The 22,305-nt window shown below is 65.5% G+C and carries 12 protein-coding genes; 1 reads left to right on the top strand and 11 read right to left on the bottom strand.

What is annotated here, in order from left to right:
- Window positions 1-399: 399 nt before the first annotated feature.
- On the top strand, window positions 400-1,665 hold the full coding sequence (locus tag XnspCFBP7698_RS12940; protein WP_047697100.1) for a multifunctional CCA addition/repair protein: 1,266 nt from the start codon (window positions 400-402) through the stop codon (window positions 1,663-1,665).
- Window positions 1,666-1,902: 237 nt separating this feature from the next.
- Here the strand turns inward: XnspCFBP7698_RS12940 and XnspCFBP7698_RS12945 are convergent, their stop codons facing one another.
- From XnspCFBP7698_RS12945 to XnspCFBP7698_RS13000, 11 genes are all read right to left on the bottom strand, one after another.
- Window positions 1,903-4,572, bottom strand: coding sequence for a TonB-dependent receptor (locus XnspCFBP7698_RS12945; protein ID WP_199680150.1), 2,670 nt, complete (start codon window positions 4,570-4,572; stop codon window positions 1,903-1,905).
- A 478-nt stretch (window positions 4,573-5,050) separates the two neighbouring features.
- Window positions 5,051-6,316: a S41 family peptidase gene (locus XnspCFBP7698_RS12955; RefSeq protein WP_233548963.1), complete on the bottom strand. Its 1,266-nt coding sequence runs from the start codon at window positions 6,314-6,316 to the stop codon at window positions 5,051-5,053.
- Between the two features lie 398 nt (window positions 6,317-6,714).
- Window positions 6,715-7,869: an N-acetylglucosamine-6-phosphate deacetylase gene (gene nagA / locus XnspCFBP7698_RS12960; protein WP_104579120.1), complete on the bottom strand. Its 1,155-nt coding sequence runs from the start codon at window positions 7,867-7,869 to the stop codon at window positions 6,715-6,717.
- 2 nt (window positions 7,870-7,871) lie between these two features.
- Window positions 7,872-8,900: an SIS domain-containing protein gene (locus XnspCFBP7698_RS12965; RefSeq protein ID WP_104579121.1), complete on the bottom strand. Its 1,029-nt coding sequence runs from the start codon at window positions 8,898-8,900 to the stop codon at window positions 7,872-7,874.
- A gap of 6 nt (window positions 8,901-8,906) precedes the next feature.
- The gene (locus XnspCFBP7698_RS12970; RefSeq protein ID WP_039414088.1) at window positions 8,907-9,974 is read right to left on the bottom strand and encodes a LacI family DNA-binding transcriptional regulator; all 1,068 of its coding nucleotides are present in this window, start codon (window positions 9,972-9,974) and stop codon (window positions 8,907-8,909) included.
- A 40-nt stretch (window positions 9,975-10,014) separates the two neighbouring features.
- Window positions 10,015-11,289, bottom strand: coding sequence for a sugar MFS transporter (locus tag XnspCFBP7698_RS12975; protein WP_047697109.1), 1,275 nt, complete (start codon window positions 11,287-11,289; stop codon window positions 10,015-10,017).
- Between the two features lie 43 nt (window positions 11,290-11,332).
- Window positions 11,333-12,055: a GntR family transcriptional regulator gene (locus XnspCFBP7698_RS12980; RefSeq protein ID WP_047697111.1), complete on the bottom strand. Its 723-nt coding sequence runs from the start codon at window positions 12,053-12,055 to the stop codon at window positions 11,333-11,335.
- 191 nt (window positions 12,056-12,246) lie between these two features.
- Window positions 12,247-13,413 (bottom strand): heparan-alpha-glucosaminide N-acetyltransferase domain-containing protein, encoded by a 1,167-nt coding sequence (locus tag XnspCFBP7698_RS12985; protein WP_104579122.1) that lies wholly within the window; start codon window positions 13,411-13,413, stop codon window positions 12,247-12,249.
- Between the two features lie 121 nt (window positions 13,414-13,534).
- Window positions 13,535-15,958 (bottom strand): alpha-N-acetylglucosaminidase, encoded by a 2,424-nt coding sequence (locus XnspCFBP7698_RS12990; RefSeq protein WP_104579123.1) that lies wholly within the window; start codon window positions 15,956-15,958, stop codon window positions 13,535-13,537.
- On the bottom strand, window positions 15,955-18,843 hold the full coding sequence (gene galA, locus XnspCFBP7698_RS12995; RefSeq protein WP_104579124.1) for a beta-galactosidase GalA: 2,889 nt from the start codon (window positions 18,841-18,843) through the stop codon (window positions 15,955-15,957). Before galA ends, XnspCFBP7698_RS12990 begins: the two co-directional genes overlap by 4 nt.
- Window positions 18,844-19,014: 171 nt before the next feature.
- A complete protein-coding gene (locus XnspCFBP7698_RS13000; RefSeq protein WP_104579125.1) occupies window positions 19,015-21,723 on the bottom strand; it encodes a TonB-dependent receptor in 2,709 nt (902 codons plus the stop codon).
- Between the last annotated feature and the right edge of the window lie 582 nt (window positions 21,724-22,305).

Here is a 22,305-nt window from a genome sequence, read left to right on the forward strand (position 1 = left end):
GCACGGCCACGCATCCGTGCAAGCTGCACCGATGCGACGGCAACACCGGGCCGGGCACTGGGCGGATCGCTCAGAGCGATGAATGCACGCACTGCTTGGTGGTGCACCGACCATCGTGACCGGCCTTTGGCCGCCCACCGTCGCGGGACCTTCTGCGGCATGGATGCCGCAGAAGAGCCTCCATGGACGGATTCACGGCGTGTCCCGCGATGGTGGGCGGCCAAGGGCCCTGCAGCCAAGTCGCAGACCAGACGCCCGGCGCATCATCCATCCGCAGCAATCGCTTGCAGACACCGATATCTACGCGATGCTCCCGCCGGGCACCACACCCAAGCAAAACCCGACAGCGCTGGCCGCGCCTTGTTTCGACGCAAGCACCGCATCGGGCATCATGTGGCGATGAAGATCTATCTCGTTGGCGGCGCCGTCCGCGATGCATTGCTTGGCCAGCCGCCCGGCGACCGCGACTGGGTGGTGGTGGGCGCCGATCAGGCGCACATGCAGGCACAGGGCTTCAAACCGGTGGGCAAGGACTTCCCGGTCTTCCTGCATCCGCGTAGCGGCGAGGAATATGCCCTGGCGCGCACAGAGCGCAAGTCCGGACGCGGCTACCGCGGCTTCGTGGTGGATGCCGATCCATCGGTGACGCTGGAAGAAGATCTGCTGCGGCGCGACTTCACCATCAACGCCATCGCACGCGACGAAGACAGCGGCGAGCTGGTGGACCCGTACGGCGGTGCGCGCGACCTGCAGGCACGGGTACTGCGGCATGTAGGCCCGGCCTTCGTCGAAGACCCGGTGCGGGTATTGCGTGCCGCGCGCTTCATGGCGCGACTGGCGCCACTGGGTTTCAGCCTCGCCCCGGAAACCGCGGCGCTGATGCGCGAGATGGCGGCCAGCGGCGAGCTGGACGCCCTGGTGCCCGAGCGCGTGTGGCAGGAACTGCGCCGTGCACTGACCTGCGCCCGGCCCTCGGCGTTTCTGCGCACGCTGCATGAAACGCATGCGCTACGCGTGATCCTGCCGGAGATCGACGCACTGTACGGCGTGCCGCAACGTGCCGAGTTTCATCCGGAAGTGGACACCGGCGTGCATCAGGAAATGGTCAGCGACATGGCCGCGCGGCTGGCGCCCGGCGATGCGCTGATCGGCTTTGCCGCGTTGACGCACGATCTGGGCAAGGCGCTGACACCGCCGGACCAATGGCCGCGCCACGTCATGCACGAACAGCGCGGGGTCGCGCCGCTGCAGGCGCTGTGCGAACGCCTCAAGGTGCCGCAGGACTATCGTCAGCTTGCGGTCACCGCCTGCCGCGAGCATCTCAACGTGCATCGCCTGGCGGAACTGCGCGATCGCACGGTGCACGAGTTGCTGGTGCGCTGCGACGGGTTCCGGCGGCCCGAACGCATCGCGCAACTGGCGCTGGTGTGCGAGGCCGACAAGCGCGGCAGGCTGGGCAGCGCCGATATGCCTTACCCGCAAGGGGCCGAACTCACACGCCTGCACGCTGCTGCCTTGGCGATCAATGCACGCAACCTGGCAGCCGAAGGCCTGCAAGGCCCGCAGGTCGGCGAAGCACTGGCCAGGGCACGCATCGCCGCGATTGCTGCCGCGCGCGGCGGCGACAGACACGGCGGCGGCACGGAGTCTGTTGCCGCACCTTGATCGGGCGCTGCGGCACATCAGGGATCTGGCTGCACTCAGCGACACGGGCCGTGCAGTGCCGGGCAGCTGCGCAACGTGACTGCGTGACTGTGTGGTTGCGGTAGCGCAGCGGCCTTGCCGGGCTGCGCCATCGCTGGTGTGTCACTGCCGTTTAATCACGCGATGAGCCGGCCGTGACCTGCGCTCTGTGCGGCACCGACGCTGGAGCGACTGCTTCGTGCAGCCGCCCCGTCTCCATCACATCTTGAAATTCAGGCTCAGCATGAACGAGCGGCCGTTCTTGTAGATGTAGTACGGCTGGTTCTTGTTGCCGATATAGCTGTAGTAGGTTTCATCCAGCAGGTTGGTGGCCTCCAGCGCCACGCGTAGCCGCTCGGTGGCCTGATAACCGAACGAGGCATCCACCTGGGTAAACGCATCGGTCATCTGCTGGCCGTTGAGCCGGCCGATCTGGGTGAAGTATTCCGAACGCCAGCCCAGGTTGACCCGCGCGCTCCATTTGCCCTGCTCGTAATACGGGCTGATGTTGTAGGCGTTGCGCGAGTTGTACGGCAGGCTGTAATCGCCATCGGTGTTGGAATCGGAGTACGTGTAGTTGGCCACCACGCCGAAGCCGTTGCCGAAGTTGTGCTGCAGGTTGAGCGCCACGCCCTGCACCTTGGCGTCGCCGGCATTGGTCGGCACCGAGGTCTGGTACGTGCTCGACCCACCGGTGGCGTTGTTGAAGAACACCCGGTCCTGCACCGTGGTCAGGATGTAGTTGGAGATATCGCGCGAGAAGAATTCACCACTGAGCAGGCTGCTGTCGGAGAAGTACCACTCGACCGAAGCGCCCAGATTGGTCGATTCGTACGGGCTCAGGCCGGGATTGCCGGTGGACGCCGTCAGCGTGGTGTCGTCGGTGGCCACATACGGGGTCATGTTGGTGTAGCGCGGTCGCGCAATGACCTTGGAGGCGGCAAAGCGCAGCAGCAGATCGTCGCGCAGGTCGTAGGCGATGTTGAAGGACGGCAACCATTTGCCGTAGCTGCTGAGAAAGTTGACCGGTGTGTAGCTGCCGCCCGGTGCGTAGCTGAAACCATCGGTGGAGTCGCGCGTATGCACGTAGCGCACGCCGATATTGCCGCGATAGCGCGCGCCGGAGAAGTTGCCCTGCAGGAACCAGGCGCGGTTCTGTTCTTCGATGCTGTAGTTGCCGGCATAGCTGATCGGCAACCCGTCATCGCCTTCCAGGCCGCTGATGTACTGGCTGATGGCGCCGCGATTGATGGTGGACCAGCGCTGCATGTCGGCGCTGGTGGACAGGCCGTCCAGGTAGCTCGATGGCGTGATGCCCGGCGAGAAATCGGCCAGCGTGCTGCCATCGTTCGGTGCCCAGGTGCGGCTGTAGGACGATTGCCCGGTGGCGTGGTTGGTGAGCTTGATGCCGGTGAGGATCTGGGTGAACGGCCCCCACTCCACCGCATGGTCGAAGTCCAGCTGCAGGTAACGCTCCTTGTCGTACTGCGGGCTATGGCTGGCCGAGGCGTTGTTGAGCTGCATCGCCGCTGCGTTGGTGGGGTCGGTGCTGTAGTCCATCGCGGTGCGGCGCCCGTCGATGTTATAGCTGTAGCCGGCCAGGTTACGGAACTGAATGCCGTAGATGCGCTCGGCACCGCCTTGTGAGCTGGTGTAGCCGACCTGGCTCGATGCATTCCAGCCATCGCCATGCCAGTCTGCACGCAGGTGGATGCTGCCGGTGGTGACATCGCTGTTGCGCAGGTAGCCATCCAGGAACGTGGTGGATTGATCGCCGAACGTCCCGGAGGTGGCCACGCCATTTTCGAAGCCCAGTGCCTGCGCATCGCCAGGGTTGGAGCCCCAGTAGCCATAGCGGCTCTGGTTGTAGTTGTCGAAGCTTTCCTTGACGTACAAACCGGTCAGATTGAGCTCGAAGTCGGCATCGGGCTTCCATTGCAGCGCCGCACTGACGCCGTCGCGCTTGCGGGTCTGCTGGAACAGCGCGGTATTGATCGAGGTGGGGAACACGCCGGTGTTGTTGCCGACCACACCCGGCGGAAACCCGGCGCCGGCGACATCGTCATAGCCGAAGATCTCCACGCCGTCGCGGCGCAGGACACGCTGCGAATGCATCACCGAGGTGAGCACGCCAAGTGTTTCGTCCTGGTTCTTCCAGCTGTACAGCGCCGATGCGTTGGGTTTGCCTTCCTCGGAACGGTCGTTGTAGCCGTAGCTCACCGTGCCGGTCAGCGTATTGCGCTCCAGGTCCAGCGGCTTGCGCGTGTGCACGATCACCGTGCCGCCGATGGAGCCTTCGTCGATGCGCGCTTCCGGCGTCTTGTAGACCTCCATCAGCCCCACCACTTCCGGCGCCAGCGTGCTGTAGTTGAACGAGCGGCTATCCGGGTCGTTGGGGTCGCCGCCCCAACTGGTTGACGCGATGGTCTGCCCGTTGAGCAGCACGCGGTTGAGCGCCGGATCGGTACCCAGGATGCTGACCTTTTCGCCTTCGCCGAACTGGCGATCCACGGTGATGCCGGACAGCCGCGACAACGATTCGGCCACATTGGTATCGGGGAACTTGCCGATATCCTCGGCGCTGATCGCATCCACGATCGCGTCGGCATTGCGCTTGACGTTGAGCGCCTTGCCCAGGCTGGCCTGGTAGCCCACCACCTTGATTTCATCCAGGGTGGAGACCGATGGATTGGTTTGTGTAGGGAGCTGTTGCTGCGCAGGTGCAGGCTGTTCCTGCGCGAATGCTGGAAGCGCTGCAACGCAGGCGAAGGTCGCGCCACCGACAAGCAAGCGCCTGACGGCAGCACTCAATGGAGAGCGGCGTAACGCAGCGATGGACGCATGCACTTGCACACGACGGGACGAAGCGAACATACGGGGAGACAGCATTGCGTAGACCTCGTAGCTGATGCGCCTTGTGCAACCCTCGGGTTACACAAGGCGCGCGATGCGCACGCCGTGCTGCAATCCGTCCCCTGTGCCGGATCGCGGGCAGCGACGCGCACTGCGATGGCGAGCGCGTCACACCACCAGGCCGATCAGCGATCAGCCGGCAACGTCTTTGAATGGAATGATGTCCTCTTCGCTGACAACGTTATCAGCGAAAGTGCCTTCCGCACGTTGCAGTGTCAACCTGTCGACATCCACATCTGTCTTTGTGCGGAATGCATTGCGTACGCCGCCGATAACGGAATGACGGCGTGATCGCGATCTCACTCCTTTCGGCAGGCCTACAGACACTTGCGCCTTGCCGCCTGCTTCTACAAAGGCTGCGCACAAACATGTTGCGATGCAAAGTGCGGGACTGATGCAGTGTGATGTGGTGTATGCGGTCGAAGTGGCACCAGATGCGAGGCCGCGCCGCGCCCTACATTCGGTGCGCCTGCGTGCACTGCTGTGCACGTAGCCATTGTGCTGCTGTGGCGATGGGATCAGTCTGCGCGCCCAGCACCTCGTCAGGCTGTAGCGCGCCATCCACACGCTGTCCATTGCGGTCCAGCAAAACGCTGCTCGCAATGGCGAGGACGCCGCCACCGGGCAAATCGACTGAGCGATTGCTGGTGGTCTGCCCCGCACTCGGCTGGCCGAAGCTACGCGTTGCCGGGCGGCCACGGAATGCGATGGCGACCATTTCACCCGCGCTTGCCGTCCTGGGACCAATCAGCACCGCAACCGGGAGCCCGGTCTGCGACTGACGCGGTTCGCCAGTCGGCACGGCCCGCGCTTGCCAAGGCGTTTGCTTGCCCGCCACGTCGACAAAGTAACCGAGCACTTGGTCGCCCAGTAACGCCTGCAACCCGTTGACCATCGGCCACATCGTGCCGCCAGTGTTTTTTCGCAGATCGATGATCCATCCGCAGCGCGCCTGCGATGCCATGCCATCCAGCGCGCCGGCAAGCGCGCGTTGATGGGCGCCCCTGACATCATTGGACGAGGTCATCAAGCCAATCACCTCGACATAGCCCACATCCGGCGGCAGCAAGCGTGCCTGCACTGCGGGTCGCGCGGCGGCGCGTGCCTCCATCTGGCGGTGCGCAGTGGGACGCATCAGGAAGCTGTGGCCGTCATCGAGCTCGGCGATCAGCGCTTCGATGGCGGTATACGCGCCGGCCTCGCGCATGCCGGCCGCCTGTGCGCGCAGCTGTGGCTCGCGGGCCGCCCAGTCGATACGGCTGCGCTGCAGCGCATGATCCCTGATCGCAGGAATCGCAACGTCGAGAATCTCGGTCGCGGAGGCTACATCCACCACAGGTTGAGCGATCAGCCGTAAGCGCGTGACCTCGACAGCACCATCACCAGCGAGCACGACACCAACAGCCAACCGATTTGCTTGCTCAGGAATCTGCATTTCGATGCCACGGTGTGCCTGAGCGCTGCCACTCACCCGCTCGGATTGCGAGGTTTCGAATGCCACGACCTTGCCCTTTGCATCGACTGCGCGCATCCACAGGTTTGCACCCGGTACGGCCTTGGAGGTTTGCAGAAAGCCATCCAGCGCCAGCGACTGACCACGCAGTGCGACGGCATCGAGATGCACGGCCACCGCACCAAACGCCGCCGTGCGATTGGCACCGGCGCTCAGACGCAGCCGGGCGCCCTCTGCGGCCTGCACATCACCCTGCGCCGCATCCAATTGGTAGTCCGTGCCGCCGGCAACCAGCTGCCACGGAGCCGCAGCGCCAGCGGTCGCGTGCATGCAGAACAGCAACCCCACCCACCACCAGCGCATCCGTGCGTTGCTCATCGGTACTGCCTTGTCCTGGAGTTGATCGCAACTCTAGCAGGCCAAAATGCCCGCAGGGATGGCAACGCTACCCACACGCAACGGAGAATGCACCGCAAGCCGTCTGGACCGGTGCCTGGCAGGCGTGCCACCACTGTTGTGGCGACGGAAGGGGTCTGGACACACATGCCGGCGAGCAATCTCCAGCGTCAGCCCGACACCATGAGACGCGACACGGTGTTGCCGAATACAGACACAGCACTTCGGCGACGCCTGCCTGACAGCAAGCGCAACCATCGTGCGCAGGGTCAGTCGCGCTGCCCGGCGACCCAGGTACCAAGCACCTGCACGTCGGCATCCACCAGCACCAGGTCGGCCTGGTAGCCCGGCGCGATGCGTCCCAGGCGGTCGCCCAGGCCGATGCATTGCGCGGGATATGTGGATGCCATGCGTGCGGCTTCGGCCAGATCCACGCCTAGCCATTGCACGCTGTTGCGCACGGCGGTGGCCATGTCCAGTGCGGAGCCGGCGAGTGCGCCGTCGGCATTGCGCACCACGCCGTCCACCGCAGTGATGGTCTCGCCATACAGGTCGAAGCTGGGGCTGTCGCTGCCGACCATCGGCATGGCGTCGGTGACCAGGAGCAGCTTGCCGCGCGGTTTGGCCGCCAGGGCAACGCGCAGGCTGGCCGGATGCACGTGCACGCCATCGACGATGACGCCGCACCACACATTGGGGTCTTCCAGCGCCGCGCCGACCGCGTTGGGTTCGCGCCCGGCCAGTTGCGACATCGCGTTGTACACATGCGTAAAACCACTGACGCCGGCCGCAATCCCGTCGCGTGCCTGCTCGTAGGTCGCCGCGGTGTGGCCGGCGAACACGATCGCGCCGCCGGCAACGAAGGCACGGATATCGTCCAGCGGCACGCGCTCGGGCGCGAGCGTGATCAGGGTGACGCCGTTGTCCAACGAGGTGTCGACTGCAATCTCGTGCGCGTCCGGCACGCGGAACTTGTGCGCGTCGTGCGTGCCCTTGCGCGCTGGGCTGAGGTACGGGCCTTCCAGATGGATGCCGAGCACGCCGGGCACGCCTTGAGCGATGGCTTGACGCGTTGCATCGATCGCTTCGGCCATCACCTCGGCAGTGTCGCTGATGAGCGTGGGTAGCATGCCGGTGGTGCCGAAGCGGCGATGCGCCGCGGCGATCGTGGCCAATGCCTGCGGGTCGCGTGCGTTGTTGAACAACACCCCGCCGCCGCCGTTGACCTGGATGTCGATGAAGCCAGGCAACAAGGTGGCGCCACCCAGATCCATGCGCGTGTGCGCCTGCGCCACGCGTGCATCATCGGCCGGCACGATCGCCTGGATCTGCGTGCCGTGCAGCAATACGGCCAGGCCATCCTGCAGGCCGTCGTCGGTGAGTACGCGTGCGTTGCACAATGCCTGAGTGCGGGGAGCATCCATGTTCAAACGGTTTCCGTAACCTTGTTCAAGTGCGGCGGCAGATCGGGATTATGGCCGCGCTGCAGCGCCAGCGCATTGATCGCGCGATAGAAGCTCTGCACGGTGAGCAGCGGTGCGCAGGCAGGATGCGCGGCGTCGGCCAGCGGCAGATCGCCATCGGGCGCGGCCAGCCACACCTGCGCACCGCGTGCGCGGAATTCTTCGGCCAGCGCGCGGGTACCGGCGCCGGTTTCATCGGGCTGCGCGAACACCAGCACCGGGAAGCCCGGGCCCACCAGCGCCATCGGGCCATGCTTGACCTCGGCCGAGCTGTAGGCTTCGGCATGCAGGCCGCAGGTTTCCTTGAACTTGAGTGCCGCTTCCTGCGCCGCGCCCAGGCCCAGGCCGCGGCCCAGCACGAACAGGTTATGCGCGGGCGTCAAACCGGTGGTCAGTGCCGACCAATCGGCCTGCCAGGCATTGCGCAGTTGCTGCGGCAACGCATCCACTGCCGCGAGCAGGGCCGGGTCGTTCTTCCACACGGCGCCCAGTTGCAGTACCGCGGCCAGCGAGGCGAGATAGCTCTTGGTGGCGGCCACGCTTTTTTCCGGGCCTGCACCGAGCGGAATCACCACATCGGCCAGCTGCGCCAGCGGCGAATCTTCCACGTTGACCAGGGCGACTACGCGCGCGCCGGCGGCCTTGGCGGCTTCGGCATTGCGCAGCAGGTCCGGGCTCTTGCCCGATTGCGAAATCACGATATACAGCGCGCCACGCAGTTGCAGCGGCGCTGCATAGACCGAGCCCACCGACGGCGAGGCCGACGCGGTGACGATGCCCAGCTGCGTCTCGAACAGGTACTTGGCGTAGGTGGCGGCATGATCGGAGCTGCCGCGCGCGCAGGTCACCACGAAGGGTGGCGGGTTGTCGCGCAGCGACTGCGCGAGCGCGGCGATGGTGTCGGCATTACGCGCGAACTGCGCAGCGACCACATCGGCGGTCTGCGCCGCCTCGCGGAACATCAAGGTGTCGGTTTCGGTGGGAAGGCTCATCGTGGCTCAGGCGGATTCGGGGGGAAGGGGTTTGCCGGTGGACGCAGGCGCCGGCGCGGTGGAGCCGCGCACCACCAGTTGCGGTACGAAGCCGCGGTTCTGCAATTGCGCGGGCTGGTCGTCGTAGGCATCGCTGCGCAACTGGCTGATCAGCAAGCGTGCGGCATGCCGCGCGATGTCTTCGGTGGCCTGCTTGGCGGTGGTCAATGCCGGCCACGACTGGCGCGAGAACGGGCTGTCTTCGAAGCCGGCGATCGACAGCTGGTACGGCACGTTCATGCCGGTGGATTTGGCCGCGGCGAGCACGCCGGCAGCGATTTCGTCGTTGCTGCCGAAGATGGCCGTGGGCGGCTCGCGCAACGACAACAGCCGACGCGCACCACGGAAGCCATCGTCGAAGGTGTAGTCGCCGGGAATCACCAGGTGCTTGTCCAGGTTGATGCCGTAGTCCTTCAACGCCGCTTCGTAGCCGGCATAGCGCTCGCCGCTGGAGCGGTGCTGCGGGCCACCCCACAGAAAACCGATGCGTTGATGGCCGAGCTGGATCAGATGCTCGGTGATTTCATACGCGGCATCGCGGTCGTCGATGTAGACGCACGGGCCATCGCCCGGATCTTCGGTGGAGGCGATGATGCGCACGCTCTTGATGCCGCGCGCGGCCAGGCCGGCGAGCAGTTCCGGGCGTTCGGACATCGGCGCGGTCAACACCACGCCGGCCAGGCGCGAGCGCTGCACCCATTCGGCCAGCTCTTCGGCCAGCAGCGGCGAGGTGGAATCGCAGGGATGGATCTGCAGGCCGAAGCCGGTTTCGCGGCAGGCGGCCAGCACGCCGTTCTGGATACCGATGATGTGGTACGGGTTGGGGTTGTCGTAGACCAGGCCGATCACGAAGGGCGTGCCGCTGCGCAGGTTGCGCGCGGACGGGTCGGGTTCGTAGTCGAGGTCGGCAATGGCACGCAGCACGCGTGCACGCGTGGCCTGCATCACCGAGGGCTCGTTGTTGATCACCCGCGACACGGTCTTCAACGAGACCTTGGCGCGCTCGGCGACGTCTTTGATGGTGGGCCTGCGCATGGGTGTGCCTTGTTCGTCGGAACGCATCATGCTGGCTGGTTCACTTGGCCTGGGCCGGCAGGCCCACGCGGTGACCGCGCAGCGAATAGAACAGGATGTACAGATAGCACGGCACCATCAGCGCAGCGAACACGACCTGGAAGTCGTAGTGCTGCTTGAGAATGGCGAACAACTGCGGAATGATCGCGCCGCCGGCAATGCCCATCACCAGCAACGCCGAGCCGATTTCGGTGAAGCGGCCCAGCCCGCGAATGGCCAGCGGAAAGATCGCCGGCCACATCATCGCGTTGGCAAACCCAAGCGCAGCCACGAAGCCCACCGACACGTAGCCATGGGTGAACAACGCGCCGAGTGAAAACAGCACACCCAGCACCGCCGACACGCTCAGGTAACGCGCCTGCGAAATGACGTTGGGGATCAGCACCAGGCCGGCGATGTAGCCCAGCAACATCGCGCCCAGCGTGTAGGAGGTGAATAGCTTGGTGCTGTCCAGTGGCAGATCGAAGCCGTGGCCGTAGGTGCCGATGGCATCGCCGGCCATCACTTCCACACCCACGTAAACGAACAGGCACAGCACGCCCAGCCACAGGTGCGGGAACTGGAAGATGCTGGATTTCTGCACGCCGGTCGCGCCTGGCGTGGCATTGGCTTCGGAGGCCTTGAGCTCGGGCAGCGGCGAGAACAGCACGCCGATGGCCAACACCAGCAACACCCCGGACATCACCAGATACGGCGCGTGGATCTTGGCCGCGAATGCGGTGAGCAACTGCTCCTTGGCGGCCGGCGTGGCGCTGGCCACCTGCGCGGACAGATCCCCAATGCCATGCAGCACCAGCGAGCCGATCAGGATCGGCGCCAGGATGCCGGCGATCTTGTTGCAGATACCCATCAGGGCGATGCGGCGCGCGGCGCTTTCGATCGGCCCGAGGATGCTGATGTAGGGGTTGATGGCGGTCTGCAGCAAGGCCAGGCCGCTACCGATCACGAACAGCCCCGCCAACGCGCCGGGATACCAGCGCTGCGTGGCGAACTGGCCGAAGCCGGCCGCGCCCACCGCCATCACCACCAGGCTCAGCGCCAGGCCCTTCTTCATGCCGGTACGCTTGAGAATCCACGACGACGGCAACGCCAGGAAGAAGTACGACAGGTAGAACACCATCAGCACCAGAAACGCGTTGACCTCGTTGAGGTCGAACGCCAGCCGCACGAAGGTGATCAGCGGCCCGTTGATCCAGGTGAAAAAGCCGATGATGAAAAACAGCACGCCGACGATGGCGATCGAGACAACGGGATTTGCGGGCCTGGCGGTAGTCATGGATCGGCGGGCTCTGAGGTTGTCGTGGGGGATGCCGTCGGCGTCAGCGGCGCAGTTCGGCGACGAAATCGTAGAAGTCGTTGTGGCAATAGGTGTCGGTCAATTCGATCGCGCTGCCATCGCGGGCATAGCCCACGCGCACCACGTGCAGGATCGCCTCGCCGGTCTTCATGCGCAGGTGTTCGGCCAGCCGGGCAGGCAGATTGATCGCACGGAAATACTGCAGCGCGCGCACCACCGGCGTGCCCTGCGCGTCCAGGTAGCTATACAGCGAATCGCCGATCTGCTGCGGGTCGGCGACGATGCGTTGCGGCAGCACCGCGTGCTCGTAGGCCATGACGCGGTCGTCGGCGCTGCGCAAACGCGTGAGCGAGGCCACCGCCGCATCCGGCGACAACCCCAGCCGCAGGATTTCTTCGCCGTGTGCCGGGCGCAGCCGCCGCTCCAGCCAGCGCGTGCCGGGTTCGTAGCCCTTGATGCGTAGCGTCTCGCTGAAGCTGGTGAGGCCACTGAGCTGATGCTGGATCTGGGTGGTGACGAAGGTGCCGGCGCCCTGCCGGCGCGAGACCAGGCCTTGTTCGACCAGCACATCCACCGCCTGGCGCAGGGTCACCCGCGAGATCTGCAGGCGTTCGCAGAGCTGGCGCTCGGCCGGCAGCGCCTCGCCGGCCTTCCACTGGCCGCCACGGATCTGTTCGTCCAGCTTGCTCGCCAATTGCAGATACAGTGGCGTCGGCGCAGCGCCATCGAGCGCCAGCGCGTCCATCCGCGGATCGGTGTCAGATCGGGCTTCGGTTTTCGGTCTGGCCATTGCCTGTCCTCTGGACCGACTTGGATTCGTTAGGTCCAATATAGTACCAATTTGACCGCAGCGCATTAGCTGCGGGCGGGCATGACGACGACCAGCCCGGCACTGCAAGCGCCCGGGGCTGCGTCACTGAACGCGGGGCCGGGCGATCACAGCCGCAGGTACCAGCGCCGTCGGTCCATCCACCAGCCCACGGCCCAGCACAGCAGCGTGTAGCTCAGCGCGCACAGCAGCGAACCGAGCGGGCCCGGCGCGATGGCCTGGAACACGCGAATGCCGGCCCAGGCGTAAAGGTCCAGCCCGGAACCGCCGGCCGGGAGCAGCCGCAATAGCACCACGAACAATTCGGAGAACAGGTAGATCGCCAGCGGGTTACGGCCCAGCACGGTGAAAAAGCCGCTACCGCCGGTCCAGCCGCGCAACTCCAGCAGGTAGACCAGCATACCCAGCACCAGCAGGTCCAGGCCCACGGTGCAGGCGACGAACGACCCGCTCCAGAGCTTCTTCGACAACGGCCAGGCCGGGTGCCAGAGCAACGCCAGCAGCACCAGTCCCGCGCCTGCCAGCAACAGGCTGCGTGTGGCGGCAGCGGTCTTGCCGCGCCGCTGCAGGAAGCCCCCTCCCAGATAACCAGCCAGCACGTTGACGGTGGCCGGCAGCGTGCCGAGCAGGCCCTCGGGGTCGAAGCCGTCGTCTTTGCGGTACAGGTGCGCGCGCCCGTACAGCCATAGATCCAGCCGGGTGCCGGCGTTGCCGGTCTTGCTCAACTCCGCCCCGGGCTGGCCGACCAGATACAACACCGCCCAGTAGCCCAGCAGCAACGCTACGCAGGCCGGCGCGATGCCGCGTCGCGGCAGATAGCGCACCAGCAATGCTGCGAGTAGATAGCACAGCGCGATGCGCTGCAGCACACCGGTCAGGCGGAGTTGATCGACTGCCGTGAACGCCCATCCACCGCCGGGCTGCGGATGCACAAACGGAAACCAGTACATCAGCACGCCGCACACGAAGATCAGCGCCGCGCGCTTGCTCACGCGGCCGAGAAACTGCCGATGCGGCGTGTCGGTCGCCAGCGCAAAACTCATCGCGCTGCCCACGGCGAACAGAAACGAAGGAAACACCAGATCGGCAAGCGTGAAGCCGAACCAGGCAGCGTGCGTCAGCTGCGCATAGGCCTGCGCGCCTGGCCCGGCGGTATTGACCAGGATCATCAGGAAGATGGTCAGGCCGCGGAAGACGTCCAGCGAGAGAAAGCGTTCGCGCTTTGGTGGTGTGGTTGCGGTGCCAGCCGCAGCAGGCAATGTGTGTGCGCTCATTGCAGTGCCTTGCCCAGTGACTGCCGGTGGGGACGCCATGCGCCTGTGCTGCCTATGAGCTGCGTGCTTGCAACGGCGCTACCACGCTCCAGCACGAGCAGTATGTGCAATGCGGATCTGTTCATTGTGCAGTTCCCTGCGTGGTGCTGTGCACGGCGCCGTGCACAATTTCTTGCACGTTTTCCTTGGCGACACCTTGCGTTGCGCCTTGCCTGGCGCTTTCCGCTGCGCTCTGCACGTCATCCTGCGCGTCCACCTGCGCCAGCAATGTGCGCAGCAAGGTCAATGGATCGCGCGGTGGCTGACGCTTCAATACCGCACCCTGCCCGGCCCATTGGCGTTCCCACGCGGCAAGCTGGGTATTGACCGCCGCTGCGTCGAACGGCGTGCCTGCCTTGCGCGCCGCACGGTAGCTGCTCAAAAACCGCGTCCAGCGCTGCAGATAGAAATCCGCGTACATGCCCTGCCACGCCTTGGACGCGTAATCGGCCAGATTGCCGTCGCCGCCCCAGACGCTGACCTGGGCACGCGCATTGCCGACATAGGCGCGACGCAACGCGGCATCGTCGCCCGCTGCGGCAGCCGCCTGGCCGGTCCAGTGGGCCAGGGTTTCGTGTTGGCCGCCGACCAGTGCATCGAGCCCTTGCACCAATCGTGTCGTGCGCGCCAACAACGCATCCCCCCGTGCGAAGTCGCCGGCCGTGTAGGCCTGCACCACCGCCTGCAGTTGGCGGTCGGCGTGCAGGCTGAGGTAATGCCGCGCATCTTCGATCAGGTCGTAGCGGTATAGCGGTGCATCGGCATAGCGGTCTGCTTGCTGCAACAATGCGTCGATCGCGCGGCGCAGGCGTTGTGGATCGCCGGGGCGATCGTCGAAGCCGACGATGTCGGCAGTCGGCCGCTTGAACAGCAGATACGCACCGGCACGCTTGTTCCACCAGCGCGGCGACCAGTACCGGGTCTGATAGATGCCGGCTTCCAGCTCCGACCAGGCCTGCAGCAATGCCCCGTCGCTGCGGCCGTAGCGCGCACGCGTGTACTGCGTGAGCCACTGCGACCAGGATTGCTGCGGCCCTTCCCAGGCCAGCGCGTACAGATACTCGTAGACCACCGAGTTGCTGTGCAAGCCTTCGGGAAACACGCCAAACCCGCGCAGATTGCGTTTGTCCGGATCGGCCAGCAAGGCCTGCAGATCCTGTCGATAAAACGCGAAGTCACCGTACAACGGATTGCTGGCACCGTAGTTGTGCACGTAGCCGTAAATCCACTGTTTGTTGTCGAAGGCCTGCGAGGCCTTCCAGGTGCCGGGATAACGGTCGTTGCCGATGTCCAGCACCATCAAGCGCGCATGGGGCACCTTGCCCAGAAACGCGGCGATCGCCTGCGGTTGCCAGAACTCGCGGTCGGCGCCGAACAGCCAGCCCTGCATCACCCAGGTGGCCTGTGGATTGACCTGCGCAATGGAGCGATACAAGGCCTGCCCGTACTCGGCCAGGCGCGCATCCCGTTGCGCCGCTGGCACGGCCTTGGCACGTGCGGCGTCGGAGTTGGCGATGCTGTCGCCGTACTTGGCGGCGGCCACGTCGCTGCCGTCGTCGGCCGCCGGCGGCAGCATTTCGTTGAAGGCATCGGCCAGATAGAACTCGCCTGCGCCGTAGGTCTGCGTGTACAGATCGAGGAAACGGCGTGCGACTTTGGCGAACAACGGATCGCGCGGATCCAGCCAATAGGTTTCGTGAAAGCCTTCCCAGGCGCGCATGCGGTAGATGCGCGCGTTCGGATGCGCCTGCGCGAACGCCTTGGGCACGTAACCGGCAAATGCCGGCAACACCGGCTGCATGCCCAGCTCGCGCATGCGCGTCAGGATTTGCGTCTGCAGCAAGCGCTTGCTGTCGATCCATTGCTGCGGCAACGGCGCGCGATAGCCCTCGATATTGCCCATGCGCTGCCACGGGGTGAACGCGGGGCCGGAGAAGTAGTCCGCCAACGCGTCATCGCTTACATCGAACTCGCGCCACAGCGCCTGCCAGATTGCCTCCTGCCCTTCCATCGCCAGCGGCATGTCGATGCCGTGCAACGCCATCCAGTCGATCTCGCGCTGCCAGCGCGGCCAATCCCAGAACGGCGTGGTGTAGCCGTAGGTGCAGGTGTTGAGATAGGCGCGGTGGGCAAACGGCGTGCGCACCTGGCCGCTGTGGTAGGCCGGCCATTGCGCCGGCAGCGCGACGCGGTCGCCTTCCCAACTCATCGAGGCCGCACCGGCCTGGCCGAGATAGGCATAGGCGCCACGTGCCAATGCCACCTGCGAGGAGCCGGCAATGCGCACGGTGTCGCCGCCGGCGTCGATGCTGTACCAGTCCGCGCCGTCGCCGCGCGGCGCCGTCGTCATCTCGAACTGCGCGGCGCGCGGGCCGATCAAACGTTGCACCACCGCTTGTGCGGGCGGTGCGGCCAGCACGCTGTGCGGAAGTGCGAGCAGCGCGCTCAGCACTGCGCCGGCGAATAGGCCCGCGGGCGACGAGGGTAAGAACGATGAGGCGATCATGGCGAGTTCCGGTAGTGCACGGTGACGACGTCGTGGAATCCAAACGGCTGATCGGCGGCAACCTGCAGAACGACCGCCAGCGTGCGGGCTCCGGCGGCCGGTGCAAGCGTCACGGTGATCGGGGTGCCGGCCGCTGCCTGCGCCACGGCACGGCCATCCAGAAACACCTGCGCCGGCCCACTGAGACGCCCCAGATCGAGCATGCCGCCGTGGGTCTGCACGCCTTGCCACGGTGTGAACTGGGTGCGGTACAGCACGTAGCCGGCGCATTCGGGCGCGGTTTCCAGCGTGCCGGGCAAGGTGTTACTCCAGCTATTGTTGTCGTTGGGGCGGCGCGACAGATCCGCTGCCGGCGGCTGCGCGAAGGCGGCGGTGTGGCGCCAGCTTTCGACCACCATCACCGGCGCCACGATCGGAACGCTGGCTGGCAGCGGCACGGCCACGCGCGCGATCTCGAGCACCGCATCGCGCAAGCCTGCGCTGCGCGCCTGCAGCCGCAACACGCCCGCGCCGCGCCCGGCCTGCACGATCGCCTGCGCCAGCCCGTTGAACAAGGCCACGTGCGTGCCCTGATCGGCGGCGTGCGCATTCGGGTCGCCATTGCCCAGACCGAGCAAGCGGCCACCGCTGATCTGCAGCGTCAGCAACGCATTGCAATCGGGCACGTGGCGGCCCTGCGCATCCAGCGCCTCCAAGGTCACCGGTTGCGCATCGCGGCCATCGCCGCGTAGCTGGGTGCGGTCCGGCGTGAGCCGCAACGCGACTGGCGCGCCGGTGGTTTCCACCCGCGTACGCGCCACCTCGCGGCCGTCGCGCCAGGCCACCGCTTCGAGCACGCCTGGCGCGTAGTCCACCTGCCACTGATTCATCTGCGCGCGATCCACCGCCTGTTTCCCCAGCGAGCGGCCGTTGAGCCACAGCTCCACCTGCCCGGCATTGCAGAATGCCATCACCTTGATCGGCCGGCCTTCGCGGCCGGGCCAGTTCCAGTGCGGCACCAGATGCAACACCGGCGCATCGTCGATCCACAACGCGCGACGCAACCAATAGGCACCCTTGGCAAATCCGCACTGGTCCATGATGCCGAAGAACGACCCGACCGACGGCCACTCGAACGGCGTGGGTTCGCCGCGATAATCGAAGCCGGTCCACACGAAGCTGCCGGCGACGAACGGGCGTTCGGCAATCAGCTGCCAGGCGCGGCGATGGGTGTTGCCCCAGTCTGCAGCCAGGCTGTCGTCTTCGGCCACCACATGCGCGTCCAGGTCGGTGAACCATGCACCACGCGTCTGGAATGCGCTGGTGTCTTCGCTGGACAACATCGGCGTGCCTGGGCGGGCGGCATGCACGCGGTCGTAGTTGTACTGGCGATAGTTGAAGCCGAGCAGGTCCACCACGTCGGCCGCGCCGCGGGTGGCGAACATGCCATCGTTCATGCCGGCCGTGATCGGGCGGCTGTCGTCGAGCGTACGCACCGCGCTGGCGGCGCGCGCCATGATCGCGTAACCGGTGGCGGTGCCCTGCAATGGTTCTTCGTTGAGCAGCGACCACAGGAACACGCTGGGGTGGTTGCGCTGGCGCCGCACCATGGTGCGCAGCAACGCCACATACTCGGGCGCAGGATTGAACAGCCGGTTCTCGGCCATCACCAGCATGCCGAGCCGATCGCAGGCCTGCAGCAATTCCGGCGCCACCGCGTGATGCAAGCGGATGGCGTTGCAGCCCATCGATTTCAGGCGCTGCAGGCGAAACACATGCAGCGCATCGGGCAGCGCCACGCCAACGCCGGCATGGTCCTGATGCAGGCACACGCCCTTGATCTTGAGCGCGCGGCCATTGAGGAAGAAGCCGTGGTCGGCATCGAAGCGCAGGCTGCGAAAGCCGATGTCGCACTCGGCACGGTCGCTGCGGCCATCTGCGCCGCGCACGTTGGCTTGCACGCGGTACAGCACCGGCGTGTCCACGCTCCAGCGCTGCGGCTGCGGCACCGACACGTTGATGGCCGCCTGCGCGGTGCCGAATGCAGCCACGCGCAGTTGCGTCCCGCCGCTTGCCACGACTACCCCGTTTGGGTCGTGCAGCGCCACATCCACCCACGCGTCGGCGGGCTGTTCGCTGCTGTTGACCAGCTCCAGCTGCACCGGCACCTGCCAGACATCGCCCGGCCTTTCGCGCGGCACCCCTGCCAGACCATCGCCGGCGATATGCAAGGGTGCACGCAGCACCAGCCAGGTGTGCCGGTAGATGCCGCCGCCCTCGTACCACCAGCCATCCATGGCCTCGGCATCGACGCGGATGGCGATGCTGTTCAAGGCATTGCCGTAGCGTGCGACCGGCGTGAGGTCGATGACCAGGCCGGTGTAGCCGCTCCAGCTGCGCGCCATCAGCATGCCGTTGACCCACACGGTGGCGTGGCTGGCGATGCCGTCCAGACGCAGCTCCACCGCCTGGCCGCGCACGGACTCGTCCAGCCGCAGCGTGCGCCGGTACCAGGCAATGCCGCGCGGGCGATAGCCCTGCGCGATGTTGGCGTCGGCGCGCACCGCCTGCTCCACCACGAAATCGTGCGGCAATTGCAGCTGCCGCCAGCCGGTGTCGTCAAAGTCCGGTGCCGCCGCACCCCAGGCGCGGCCGGCCTTGGCGTTGTCGTAGGTCTCGTCCTGCGCAAGCAGGCGCGGCAACGGCAGATCGCCGGCATGGAAGCGCCAACCCTCGTCCAGGTCCAGCCATTGGCCGCCATCATCGGTGCCCGCCGGCGCCGGGCGCGGCTTACCGTCGCTATTCGCGCGGGCGGTGACAGCGCTCGCCGCGCCTGGCAGCAACGCCGGTACGCCTAGCAGCGACGAGGCGCAGACGCTGCCTTTGATGAACTCACGCCTGCGCATGGCAGCGCCCGCTCGCCTGCACTGCAGGCGCAGCCCGTGACGCACGCCGCGCGGCCGCCGCATGGCGCGCGTCCATCGCGCCTGCGGCGTTGCGCTGACTAACGGCGTTGCACGCGCTCCTGGCTGCGGCACGCAGCGATGCGCGCTGGCACCGCGCTCGCTCGCCCGTCATCACAGCATGTCCCACTGCATCGACAGGTAGTAGCTGCGACCGGTGACACCGGTCATCTGCCAGCGGCTGGCGATGTCCTTGTACGCTTCTTCGGTACGGTTGTTGAGATTCAAACCACCGAGCTGGAAACTCAGCTTGTCGTTGACCTGGTAGCCGAGCACCGCATCCAGCTGGGTGCGCGCCTTCATGGTGTGGCCTTCGCGCGCGAAGAAGCTGTCGCTGCTGTCCTGTTCGTACTCGCTGCGATGGTTGAGCGAGACGCGCGCCGAATAATGCGCGCTCTCCCAGTACGCGGTGGCGTTCCAGGTCTGTTCGGACAGGTTGCGGATCTGGAAATCGGTATCGCGCTGCGGAATCACCCGGGTGAAATTGGTGGTCACCCCGAAGCCGTCGATCGGCAACCAGGCATCCAGCGATTGCGTCCAGCCCAGCTCGTAACCGCGGATCTTGACCTTGCTCGGGTCGTTGGTGGTGGCGGTGATCTCGTAGATGTCGCCGCCACTGTCCACGCAGTCGCCGGCCGCGTTGCTGGACAGCGCAGTGCCGTTGAAGGCACCCGGGCAGACGATGCTGTTGAAGGTGCCGTTCTTGATGTTCTTCCAGAACCCGGCCACGGTCAGCGCGCCGCCGTTGCCGTAGTACCACTCCAGGCTCAGGTCTGCCTGGTCGGCGGTCAGCGCCTTCAGATCGGTCTGGCCCTGGGTGACGACATAGGTGGTGGTGCCGCCGGTATTGGTGCCGGTGGAGATCGTCGAGGCGATGGCGGTATTGCTGTCCAGAATCGGCCGCACCAGTACCTTGGCGGCCGCAAAGCGCAGCAGCAGGTCTTCGCGCATGTCCAGCACCAGATTCAGGCTGGGTAGCCAGTTGGAATAGTCGTAGGGTGCGCGCGCAGTACCGATCACCACATTGGCATCGTCGCTGGCCGCCTGCGCCTGGGTCAGGTAGGTGTCGGTGGTGCGCTTGGTGTTCTCATACCGCAGGCCGAGGTTGCCGCGCAGGCGCATGCTGCCGATGTCGGTATCGATGCGCGCCATCGCATAGGCCGAGGAAATATCGTTCTCGATGCTGTAGCTGCTTTGCGGTGCGAACAGCACCGGCACCGTGATGCCGGCGGCCGCCAGCGAGCGGGCATAGGCCGCGATGTCGGGGGTGACCCAGCTGTCCTGCGAGGCCAGCTGCCCGTCGAGGAAGTTGCTGACCGTGCTGTTGGCGGCCGACAGCTCCGGGAACATGTCGAAGCCGGACACGGCACCGGTCCTGAGCAGATACAGAAAATCGCGCCGGCGCACGTCGCGCTCGAAGGTCTCGCGGCGGTATTTGGCACCGAAGCGCACCGCATTCAATGCACCCAGCTCCAGATACCGTTCGGCATCCAGCTGCAGCGACCATTCCTTGTTGCTGAGCGACTGGATGGAGCCGTTGGGATATTCGCTACGCACCAGATTGGTCTTGTTCCAGGCGCTGGCATCGGTGGCGTCGGCATCGGTGGTCAGCGAGATCGCGTCGGGATTGGAGGTGTCCAGCAATGTCGCCGAGGGAATCCGGCCCAGGATTGCGGCGCGTTCGTTCTCGTCGGTCTTGCCCTGGGTGTAATTGGCCGCGCCACCGAGCGTCCAGGCATCGCCCTTCCATTTGAAGTCGTAGGTGAACAATTGCGTGGACAGATCGTGTTGTTCGATCTGGCGATTGTTTTCCAGCCAGTAGTCCGATGCCGACACCTGGGTGGCGGTCAAGCCGTTGGTCTGCAGCACCGTCAGCGGGTTGCGCTCGAACGAATACACCAGCTGGTTCATGTCGTTGGCGGTCTTGTCCTGCGAGTACAGTGCAGTGAGGTTCATTTCCAGCTGGTCGTTGGGCTTCCACTGCAGGCCGCCATTGAACATCTTGCGCGTAGTCTCGCGCTCGATCGAGCGATAGCGCGGGCGACGCGGGATGTACAAGGTGCCGGCGTCGGTGTCCTGCGTATACCACCGGTCGATCCACAGATAATCGGCGCGGTCCTTGAGCTTCTGGTAGCCGGCACTGAGGAACACGCCCAGATCGCCGCCACCGAACTTGAACTGGTCGATATAGGTCAGCACCCCCTTGGGCGTTGGCGAGCCGCCGGCAAATTCCGCATATTGGGTCTTGGCCGAAAACAGCAGCTTGGTCTGCTGGTAATCCAGCGGCTTGGTGGTGTTGATGTTGACCGTGCCGGACAGGCCACCGGCGTCCATGTCCGCCGACGGCGACTTGATCACCTCGATCCCTGCAGCCACTTCCGGCTGGATGATGTCGTAGCGGAATCCATCGGTGAAATCGGCGCTCTTGATCACCTGGCCGTTGATGGTGGTGGCCGAGTACTGCGGGCCCAGACCACGCACGCTGATGGTGGAGCCGCGCCCGTTGATGGTGGAGATCTGCACGCCCGGGATGCGCTGGATCGCTTCGGCGATGTTCTCGGCAGGAAACTTGCCGATGTCCTGCGCCGAGATGCCGTCGGTCATGCGCACGTCGTCGCGCTTGTTGTCCATGGCGGTGATCAGGCTCTTCTGGTACGAGCTGGTGACCTTGACGGTGTCGAGCTGGGAGATCTGCGCCGATGCTTCCGGCGGCGATTGCTGCGCCTGCGCGTTGGCGCCACAGGCGAGCAGCGACAGCGCAATGGCAATGGACAGCGAGGAAGGCGGACAACAACGCAACGGGGCACGCGGGACAGGTGACATGGGAGATCCTGAGGTGGAATGGCTGGACGACGACGCGGCTGGCATTCCGATCGATCAGCGCTGACAGATCCGGCGTTGGGCAACCCACCCACACGCGCACAGGCCACCAGTTCCGGACATCCGGAACCGCCTGCGATCTGTTGTGTGCGAGCACCCCGTACGGCCCCCCGTGGGTGCCGATGCCCGTCTTCCTCCCAGGACGGACATCGCCTGCCATTGCTGATCAACGGCCCTGATTGGCAAATACCAATTCAGTGGATTTGATTCTTATGGTCTTTAAAAGATCATGTCAACAGTCACTGTCGAAAATGTTCGTTGGCGTTGGCGGATCGGGCGTTACGCTGTTTTTAGGGGATTTTTTTGGTGCATACAGGACCATCTGGGTGCAGATCGGGAATCGTTGTCACATAACCAGTCAATGACCAATCTCCCGCCACCAGACCAATTCGTGTTCGGCCTGGGCTGAGCACATCGCCGCGCAATCGTTGCAAGGCGCATCCCAGTCCATCATTCCGCGCTTCTACGAGCTCGAGCGCGGCGCGCAAGCCTCGTCGCTACAGCCGGCCAATTGCAGCGATGACT

Source organism: Xanthomonas sp. CFBP 7698, from assembly GCF_003600855.1.
GTDB classification, from domain to species: Bacteria; Pseudomonadota; Gammaproteobacteria; order Xanthomonadales; family Xanthomonadaceae; genus Xanthomonas; species Xanthomonas cannabis.

Excerpts from the sequence above, each read along its gene's own strand:
- XnspCFBP7698_RS12940 (WP_047697100.1), top strand. The coding sequence starts at position 400 with ATGAAGATCTATCTCGTTGGCGGCGCCGTCCGCGATGCATTGCTTGGC.
- XnspCFBP7698_RS12945 (WP_199680150.1), bottom strand. The coding sequence starts at position 4,572 with ATGCTGTCTCCCCGTATGTTCGCTTCGTCCCGTCGTGTGCAAGTGCAT.
- nagA (WP_104579120.1), bottom strand. The coding sequence starts at position 7,869 with ATGGATGCTCCCCGCACTCAGGCATTGTGCAACGCACGCGTACTCACC.
- XnspCFBP7698_RS12965 (WP_104579121.1), bottom strand. The coding sequence starts at position 8,900 with ATGAGCCTTCCCACCGAAACCGACACCTTGATGTTCCGCGAGGCGGCG.
- XnspCFBP7698_RS12970 (WP_039414088.1), bottom strand. The coding sequence starts at position 9,974 with ATGCGCAGGCCCACCATCAAAGACGTCGCCGAGCGCGCCAAGGTCTCG.
- XnspCFBP7698_RS12975 (WP_047697109.1), bottom strand. The coding sequence starts at position 11,289 with ATGACTACCGCCAGGCCCGCAAATCCCGTTGTCTCGATCGCCATCGTC.
- XnspCFBP7698_RS12980 (WP_047697111.1), bottom strand. The coding sequence starts at position 12,055 with ATGGACGCGCTGGCGCTCGATGGCGCTGCGCCGACGCCACTGTATCTG.
- XnspCFBP7698_RS12985 (WP_104579122.1), bottom strand. The coding sequence starts at position 13,413 with ATGAGCGCACACACATTGCCTGCTGCGGCTGGCACCGCAACCACACCA.
- XnspCFBP7698_RS12990 (WP_104579123.1), bottom strand. The coding sequence starts at position 15,958 with ATGATCGCCTCATCGTTCTTACCCTCGTCGCCCGCGGGCCTATTCGCC.
- galA (WP_104579124.1), bottom strand. The coding sequence starts at position 18,843 with ATGCGCAGGCGTGAGTTCATCAAAGGCAGCGTCTGCGCCTCGTCGCTG.
- XnspCFBP7698_RS13000 (WP_104579125.1), bottom strand. The coding sequence starts at position 21,723 with ATGTCACCTGTCCCGCGTGCCCCGTTGCGTTGTTGTCCGCCTTCCTCG.